The following is an 8,806-nucleotide window of genomic DNA, read 5'->3' as shown; positions in this document are numbered from 1 at the left end:
GGTTTCGACCGCTACTACCAGATCGTAAAATGCTTCCGCGATGAAGACCTGCGCGCAGACCGCCAGCCCGAGTTCACACAGATCGACTGCGAGATGGCGTTCGTTACGCAGGAAGACATTCTCAATACTTTCGAAGGACTGATCCGCCACCTCTTCAGGCAGGTGAAAGGACTGGATTTCCCTTCGCTGCCCCGCATGACCTACGATGACGCAATGCGCCAGTACGGCTCCGACAAACCCGATACCAGGTTCGAGATGAAGTTCACGGAGATCACAGCGCTTACCAAAGGGAAAAATTTCCCCGTCTTCGAAAGCGCCGAGCTTGTTGTGGGCATCAACGCCAAAGGCTGCGCTGAATATACCCGCAAGCAGCTCGATGAGCTCACTGAATTTGTAAAACGTCCGCAGGTAGGTGCGAAAGGTCTTGTGTATGTTCAGTACAGGGCCGACGGAACACTCAAGTCGTCTGTTGATAAATTCTACTCGCCTGACGACCTGAAGCAGTGGGCAGAAAAATTTGATGCAAAACCCGGCGACCTGATGCTGATCCTTTCAGGCGAAACAGGTGCCGTACGCAAACAGCTGAGCGAGCTTCGCCTGCACATGGGCGAAAAGCTCGGCCTTCGTGATAAGAATAAGTTCTCTTCGTTGTGGGTGATCGACTTCCCGCTGTTCGAATGGAACGACGATACCAAACGTTACCACGCCATGCATCACCCCTTTACTTCACCCAAACGTGAAGACATCGGATTGCTTGACAGCGATCCCGGCAAGGTAAGGGCTAACGCATACGACATGGTGATCAACGGTACGGAAGTTGGTGGTGGTTCTATCCGGATCCACGACAGACCTACGCAGCAGATGATGTTTGCCAAGCTCGGATTCTCTGAAGAAGAAGCCAAAAAACAATTCGGATTCCTGATGGACGCCTTCGAGTTCGGCGCTCCGCCCCACGGTGGCATTGCCTTCGGCTTCGACAGGTTGTGCTCTATTTTTGGCGGCGCTGATTCCATCCGCGACTTCATCGCCTTCCCGAAGAACAATGCTGGCCGCGACGTGATGATCGACTCTCCTTCCACCATCGCGCAGGAGCAGCTCGACGAACTGGGACTGATCATCAAACAGTAAGTTAAGGTGTCCTACTTAAAAGTGTAGGACACCTTAACCCGAAGCAATATGAGCACTAAAGATTACTTCTCAGATCAATCGAAGATATACGCCGCTTTCCGGCCCACGTATCCGGAAGATCTTTATCAGTTCATTTTTCGGCATCTTAAAAAAAGATCAACGGCATGGGACTGCGCCACTGGCAACGGACAGGTGGCGCAGTATCTTTCAAAACATTTCGATCAGGTGTATGCCACCGACATCAGCCAAAAGCAGATCGACAACGCTTTCACGGCAGGCAATATCCACTACAGTGTGAGCAAAGCGGAGCAGACAACGTTTCCCGATGCACAGTTCGATCTCATCACCGTGGCCCAGGCACTGCACTGGATCAATACAGATGAATTTTACAACGAAGCGAGACGCACCGCAAAACCAGGCGCGTTGCTGGCGGTGTGGGGCTATTCACTGCTTACCATCGACGAGGAGATCGATCCGCTATTCCTGGATTTCTATCACAACATTGTTGGACCTTACTGGGACCATGCGCGAAGACTCGTGGAGCAGCAATACGCAGGCATTCCCTTTCCGTTTGAACAGATCCCCACACCCGTTTTTAACCTGACCGTGCGCTGGGATCTGCGGCAGTTTACAGGCTATCTTTCATCATGGTCGGCCACCCAGAAATACATCCAGGTGAAGGGACATGACCCTGTTGCGCCTTTCACGAAAACGTTGCAGCAGCGCTGGAAAGAAGATACGGTCAAAACCGCCACCTTCCCGCTGTTCATGAAACTGGGAAAAATCAACGGCTAACGTCAAAGTTAGAAGTTTGAAGTTTAAGGTTTCACGTTGGTGACTCAAGATTGACCAGTTTACCCCGACCTAACCTTAAACCTTAAACTTTAAACTTTGAACTTTGAACTTTGAACTTTAAATCTTAAACTTCATTTTTCTTACACCTGCTTTCATTTTTGTACGAACTTGAGTAATCTGGTGTAATCTTTTATGCCCTACTTTCTGTCTGTTGCGCTGCTCATCGCAACCTTTACCAGTGATCGCTCCCAACAGGTGGAGTTCGATTGTATTATCAGGAACGGAACAATTTACGACGGCTCAGGAGACGCACCCTTTCAGGCAGATGTTGCGATACGGCATGATACCATTGCTGCGATCGGAGACCTGAAAGGCATGGTTGCAAAAAAGGAGATCGATGCATCTGGCCTGGCCGTTGCGCCGGGGTTCGTCAACATGCTGAGCTGGGCAGACCGCGCGCTGCTCATCGACGGCCGCTCCATGAGCAATATCAAACAGGGTGTAACACTCGAGGTATTCGGTGAAGGTTTTTCGCCGGGGCCTGTGAAGCGAAACAAAACCGGGAAGCCCGTAGACAGCTTGTGGACCACGCTGGGCGGATACTTCAAGTGGCTGGCACAAAAAGGTATGAGCCCGAACGTTGCGTCTTTCGTGGGCGCCACCACCATTCGCATGTATGAGCTCGATCAGGCTAACCGGCCTCCTTCGCCACAGGAACTGCAACGCATGAAAAACCTGGTGAGTCAGGCCATGGAAGAGGGTGCGATGGGATTGGGATCATCGCTGATCTATGCACCGGCAACCTATGCTACTACAGAAGAGCTGATCGCGCTGTCGCAGGTTGTAGCGGCACACGGCGGCATGTACATCACCCACATGCGCAGCGAGGGAGACTTCGTGCTTCACGCGCTCAATGAAACACTGCGCATCTCGAAGGAGGCAAATATTCCCGCGGAGATCTATCATCTCAAGATCAACCTCTCCCGCAACTGGAACAAGATCGATGCATTGATCGGCAAGATCGACAGCGCACGCCTGGCTGGTCTGAAGATCACCGCCAACATGTATCCCTACAAGGCCAGCGGCACGGGACTCACGTCGCGCATCCCCACCTGGGTGCAGGAAGGTGGTGGCAAGGAGATGCGAAAACGGCTGAGACATCCTGCCGTGCGAAAAAAGGTGCTGCACGAAATGGAAAAGGGCATTCCTTACAAAAATTCCGATCCCTCCGATGTAGTGCTCACGGGCTTCCGGCTCGACTCGCTCAACAAATTGTACAAGGGAAAACGGCTCGACGAGGTTGCCAGGCTGCACGGCAAGAGCGCCGATGAAACTGTTTTAGACCTGGTGATTCGGGACAAGTCGCGTATAGAAGCACTCTATTATCTGCAATCAGAGGAGAATGTTAAAAAGATCATGGCATTACCTTACGTGAGCTTTGGGTCTGACGCAGCCTCTATGTCGACGCTGAAAGTATTCGAAGACTGGGGCGCGCACCCCCGCGCTTACGGCACCTTCGCCAAAGTATTGGGCAAATATGTGCGCGATGAAAAGATCATTTCCCTGCAGGAGGCTGTCAGACGCATGACCTCTCTCCCCGCCTCCAACCTCAAGATCATGAAGAGAGGGCGTCTTGTTAGCGGATATTATGCCGATCTGGCGATATTCAATCCCGCAACCATCAGAGACCTTGCAACATTTGAAAATCCTCGGCAATATGCGGAAGGTATGGAGCATGTGTTTGTCAATGGTGTTCAGGTACTTGCAAACGGAGAGCACACCCTCGCCAAACCAGGCAGGATCATCTACGGTCCGGGGTGGAAAAAACGTTAAAACAAGAAGTTTCCTTACACCAATGTCACACGGTCCCGTTTCGGCTTGTCTCTGGCATTTAATCCATTGAAATTTCATCACTAATTCCAATTCATCAGGAGCCCGCCACCTATGAGGAAAAGGCAGTTTTACGTCTTGGCCATATTCATGCTGGCTTTGTGCTGTGTTGTACAGGCGCAAAGTCTCAAAGACTATTTGGATAAAGGCGACAAGTATTTTGCCAAGAAGGATTTTGAAAACGCTCTGCTGCAATACCTCGAAGCGCTGAAGCTCGACGCCAACGACCCCAACACCAATTTCAGGGTGGGCATCTCATACCTCCACGGCGAAAAAAAGGGGAAAGCTGTTACCTACCTTGAAAAAGCCTACCGCACAAAACCGGAAGTGGATGAAGACATCGACTATCACCTGGGCATGGCTTACCAGAACGCCCACCAGTACGCCAAGGCCATCGAGCACTATACCACGTTCAAAAGAAAAAATAAAAAGCTCATCGAGATCGCCACGCAAAAGATCGCCGAATGCGAGATCGGTGATTCTCTGGCACAGCACCCGGCCTACGTGACCATTACCAACGTGGGCAGCACCTTGAACTCCAACTTTCACGAATATTCACCCCTGGTGAGCAACGATGGAAAAACCATGATCTTCACCTCGAACCGGTCTACGGACGAATACAAGATCAAAAGCTCCACCAATTTCGAAGATATCTACATTGCCCATAAGAACGCTTACGGATGGGGGACTCCGACAAAGATCAGCGAGAACATCAACATCAAATTCAACGATGCTGCAGCGTCACTTTCACCTGATGGCAAAACACTGTTCCTGTATTATGAAGAAGGTGCAGGCGATATCTTTACCTCCACGCTGGAGAACGGCGAGTGGTCTAAACCTGTGCCGTTGAACAAGAATATCAACACACCGCTCTTCTGGGAAACTTCGGCTTCTATTTCTGCCGACGGCAAAAAATTATATTTCACCAGCAACCGCCCCGGCGGACGGGGTGAGCTCGACATCTACGTGAGCGAGCTCGACGCGAAAGGCAACTGGGGAAAAGCTGTGAACCTGGGCCCCACCATCAACACACCGTATCATGAAGATTCTCCCTTCATTCACCCTGACGGCGTAACGTTATACTTTTCTTCCGATGGCCACCCCACCATGGGCAGCAACGATATTTTCAAAAGCGAATTTGTGAACGGCAAATGGACGAAACCCGTCAACCTGGGGTCCCCCATCAACTCCATTGAGTACGATGGGTTCTTCACGATTTCAGCCGATAAAAAAACCGGATACTACTCTGCGTTGCGCGAAGAAGGATTGGGCAGCGCCGACATCTATGAGATCAAGTTCAACGATCCACCACCCAAGGTTGCAACGCCGCCGGTGGTGATGGCCAGCCTTCAGCCCGAGATCATCGAACCCAAAAAAGAAACTGTAGCGGTAGCGCCTCCGGTACAGGAGCCTGAGCCGAAGAAAGAAGAGCCGAAGAAAGAAATTGTCAGCACACCTCCCCCGGTGACTGAGCCAAAAACGGAAGACTTTGTCGACCCCATGCTGCAGCAGAAAAGGGATTTGAAAGTGGTGACCGTGCTCAAGGGAAAGGTGATAGACGAGACCACCGCTGCGCCACTCAATGCCGTGATCTCGCTGGTTGAAAACGAAACAGGGCGCGTGGTGGCGAAGATCAGCTCCAATGCGTCTACCGGCGACTTCGAGCTTGTTATTCCCCACGGCGGAAACTACGGTGTGGCCACTGAAAAGGCGGGATACCTCTTCAACTCCATCAACTTCAACCTGCCGGAGTTTGCCGAATACCAGGAGATCGATACACACATTTTGATGGTGAAGGCAGAAGTGGGTTCGAAGGTGGTATTGAAGAACATCTTTTTTGATGTGGGCAAGTCTGACCTGAAACAGGAGTCCATTGCCGAACTTGAAAACATCAGGGAGCTGCTTTCCACGAACGCACACCTGAAAGTGCAGATCAACGGTCACACCGACAATACCGGTAACGCCGCCACCAACATGACCCTTTCGCTGCAACGTGCCGAGTCAGTTGTTCAGTATCTTGTTAACAAAGGTATTGAAGCAGGGCGCGTAGCTGCAAAAGGTTTCGGCTCCGAGCGCCCGCTGGTGTCCAACGACGACGAAGCTGAAGGCCGCGAGATCAACCGCAGAACCGAGATTGAAATTCTGGAAGCTTCTTCGACAGGAGGATAGTGCCTAGTAGGCAGTAGACAAAGCCCGATAAATCGGGCGCAGTAGGCAACAGTACTCCACGACATTGCGAACACTGTTTCAAAATCTACTTAAGAAATTGCCTTTGCCAGTCTTGACCACCCTTTGCCTATTGCTTTTTTGCCTACTGCCTACTGATCAACGATCGCTCCTCACATCATACACCACCACATCCGTGACCCGCAGGGGATGCGCTGGTGAGGGATTGAGCACTTTGATCTTCACGTGATGTTTTTTGTGTGGCAGCTGATATTTCCAGAACAGCTCAGACCTGCGTGTGGTGAAACTTGCTGGAAGCGCTGCTTTTTCAACGAACTTGTTGTTGAGATAAAGCTCTGCGTGGATCACATGATCTGAAGTGCTGTTCCAGGGTGCAGCTTCACCGCGCAGTACAAAACCGATACCTTCAAAATCAAATTCGAACGAATCTTCAATGACCTTGTTCTCAAGCCACCTTTTTTCTATGGGAAAATGTCCTTCGAAGCTGCGTTCCCATTTTGCGGTAACAGGCTTTTGAACATTGATCACCACATTGCCATTCCTCACCTTCCCTCCGTTCTCGCTGATCATGCTCAATGCCTGCCTGAAGCTGGCCTCGTACGCATCGTTCAGCGACATGGTGGTATACTTGAAATCCAGACCTTCGATGTCTTTGAGGCCTGCTTTCCAGAGATCAGGAATATTTTGATAACCCAGCACAACGCCCAGGATACCACCCGCCGATGAAGGATTGCAATCCGAGTCCTGGCCGGCGCGTGTGGTGATCTCCATTGTTTTTGTGAAGTCGCCTTCTCCGTACAGCAGGCCAAGCGTTACATAGGCCGCGTTCAGCTTGGCGTCGATGTCGAACACGCTGTAGACTCCGTCAGGGCAGCCGATATCTTCCGCCCAGCGTTTCTGGATCTCGAACCAGGTTCGCTTCCAGTCGCCAGGATACTGATGATGCCACCGGATCACGTCCCTGATGCATTGGTGAAATGTGCTCCGTTCCGGAATACTTTTGATGGCTTCGCGAACAATGTGTCCCATCTTGTTGCTGGTGAACGCCAGCGCATACAGGTTGGCAATGTAGAGTCCGCCGTAGTATCCATCGCCATAGTTCATGATGTGCCCCACCTTATCGCAGATCTGCGAAGCGCTTTGCGGCATACCGGGACACATAAGCCCGGCGAAATCGGCTTCTATCTGAAAATCGATGTCATCCGCATGGGGATTGTTGAGCCAGTGACCCGAGGCAGGCGGATCGATGCCATGAAGAATGTTGTAACGCCCTGCCTGATTGGCATGCCAGAGCATGTATCCCGCTTCGGCGTAAGCTTTGGCGAAAGATGTCGCCGGTGCATTGATTCCTTCCTTTTCAAACACCTCCACAAAAGTAAGGTCCATGTAAAGGTCATCGTACAATCCGGGGTTCTTTTCAAAGGTCTCTTTCAGGTAGCCATCGTGCCAGTCTATTTTCTGGTATTCCTGCATCATCGTTCCATTGAAACGGAATTCCGTTGGCCCTCCGAATGTTACGCCTATGGTTTGCCCGGCCCATCCGCCCATGATCTTGTCGCGCAGACCTTCCCTGGTGAGAGAAATTAAAACAGTATCCTTGTCAGCTGGCGGGGCTGCCTGGATCAGCAGAAAAAGTGCAAGCCAAGTAAGATGTTTCATCCGGTAGTCTCCGCCCGGGGTACCTTTAGCGGAGTCTTCATGTTTGGCACTTTAATGTAAAAAGTTGTGCCCTCATCGGGTGATGAGTTCACATGAATGGTGCCATGAAGTTTGTCGACGGTCTCTTTTACGATGTACAGGCCCAGGCCCGCGCCTTCACTGCGTTCTGTGGCCCTGAAGAACATATCGAAGATCTTGGGAAGAAATTCATCGGGGATGCCAATACCATTGTCACTGAACGTGATCTCGGCCTGGGTGGCGTTTACGGATGCATGAATGGCAACCTTGCTGGCCTTGTTCTCATCGCGGTATTTAATAGCATTTGAGACCAGGTTATTCAGGATCACCGATAACCTGTAAGCATCCGAATGCAAGGGCATGGAGCTTTCGACCGTCACGTTCTTGCTGATCTGTTCCGATCCTTCAACATACCGCAACCTTTCGAAGCTATCTTCAATGATCCGCTCGAGGTCTACCGGCCCAACGCTCACTTCACTGCGCGCGTTTCGGGAATAGTCCAGGATCTCTTTCAGGGTATCGTCAAGTTTGTGGATGCTGGTCTGCATCATCGTAAAGTAATGACCGAGGCCCTGATCATGCTTCTGGTTCTCGATCTGCACCAGGTTGATGAGTCCGAGCACAGACATCAGCGGGGCGCGCAGGTTATGCGAAACACTGTACACGAAGCTGTCGAGCTCCTTGTTGATCTTCACGAGCTCCTGGTTCTGGTTCCTTAGGGTAAGCTCTGCATTTCGCCTTTTATTTTCCAGGTGCCGCTGCCGCAAGGCGTTTTGAATCGCGGAAGGCAGCCTTACCATATTTGATTTCAGTACGTAGTCATCAGCGCCTTGCTTGAGGCAGTTCACGGCGAATTCTTCAGACACGGTGCCGGTGACGAGAATGAAGGGAACGTTCAGTGCCAGCTCCTGGCAGATGTGGAGCGCTTCCAGCGAGTTGAACTGTGGCAATGCATGGTCCGACAGGATCACATCCGGTGCAAATGCTGACAAGGCTGCCGTGAATTCTTCCTTGGTGTCAACCCGCCGGGTGGTGAAGGAGATACCCTGTTTACGCAGTGTACGTTCGATCAATCCCACATCGTCCTGAAGGTCTTCAAGCATGAGTATTTTCAGTACTTTTTCCATAG

General features: G+C 51.3%; 6 protein-coding genes. 4 read left to right on the top strand and 2 right to left on the bottom strand.

The window, feature by feature from the left end; translation table 11 throughout:
- The 4 genes from aspS to KK083_RS06250 all read left to right on the top strand — a co-directional run.
- The coding region (gene aspS / locus KK083_RS06265) for an aspartate--tRNA ligase (RefSeq protein ID WP_254161751.1) at nucleotides 1-1,128 on the top strand (1,128 nt) is incomplete at its 5' end.
- A gap of 48 nt (nucleotides 1,129-1,176) precedes the next feature.
- Nucleotides 1,177-1,923 carry a class I SAM-dependent methyltransferase gene (locus tag KK083_RS06260; RefSeq protein ID WP_254161750.1) on the top strand — a complete coding sequence of 249 codons (747 nt, stop codon included), beginning with the start codon at nucleotides 1,177-1,179 and terminating at the stop codon, nucleotides 1,921-1,923.
- Nucleotides 1,924-2,115: 192 nt separating this feature from the next.
- Complete coding sequence (locus tag KK083_RS06255; protein ID WP_254161749.1) at nucleotides 2,116-3,756, top strand: N-acyl-D-amino-acid deacylase family protein; 1,641 nt, start codon at nucleotides 2,116-2,118, stop codon at nucleotides 3,754-3,756.
- Between the two features lie 135 nt (nucleotides 3,757-3,891).
- A complete protein-coding gene (locus KK083_RS06250) occupies nucleotides 3,892-5,982 on the top strand; it encodes an OmpA family protein (protein ID WP_254161748.1) in 2,091 nt (696 codons plus the stop codon).
- Nucleotides 5,983-6,138: 156 nt separating this feature from the next.
- On the opposite strand, the gene KK083_RS06245 is transcribed toward KK083_RS06250, so the two are convergent.
- Both KK083_RS06245 and KK083_RS06240 read right to left on the bottom strand, forming a co-directional pair.
- On the bottom strand, nucleotides 6,139-7,659 hold the full coding sequence (locus KK083_RS06245; protein ID WP_254161747.1) for an ADP-ribosylglycohydrolase family protein: 1,521 nt from the start codon (nucleotides 7,657-7,659) through the stop codon (nucleotides 6,139-6,141).
- The gene (locus KK083_RS06240; RefSeq protein ID WP_254161746.1) at nucleotides 7,656-8,804 is read right to left on the bottom strand and encodes an ATP-binding response regulator; all 1,149 of its coding nucleotides are present in this window, start codon (nucleotides 8,802-8,804) and stop codon (nucleotides 7,656-7,658) included. Before KK083_RS06240 ends, KK083_RS06245 begins: the two co-directional genes overlap by 4 nt.
- Nucleotides 8,805-8,806 lie beyond the last annotated feature (2 nt).

The organism is Chryseosolibacter histidinae (genome assembly GCF_018598225.1).
GTDB classification, from domain to species: domain Bacteria; phylum Bacteroidota; class Bacteroidia; order Cytophagales; family Cyclobacteriaceae; genus Chryseosolibacter; species Chryseosolibacter histidini.
Note: the sequence above shows the minus strand (reverse complement) of the source record. Positions and strands in the feature narration are given on the sequence as shown.

Excerpts from the sequence above, each read along its gene's own strand:
- KK083_RS06260 (WP_254161750.1), top strand. The coding sequence starts at position 1,177 with ATGAGCACTAAAGATTACTTCTCAGATCAATCGAAGATATACGCCGCT.
- KK083_RS06255 (WP_254161749.1), top strand. The coding sequence starts at position 2,116 with ATGCCCTACTTTCTGTCTGTTGCGCTGCTCATCGCAACCTTTACCAGT.
- KK083_RS06245 (WP_254161747.1), bottom strand. The coding sequence starts at position 7,659 with ATGAAACATCTTACTTGGCTTGCACTTTTTCTGCTGATCCAGGCAGCC.
- KK083_RS06240 (WP_254161746.1), bottom strand. The coding sequence starts at position 8,804 with ATGGAAAAAGTACTGAAAATACTCATGCTTGAAGACCTTCAGGACGAT.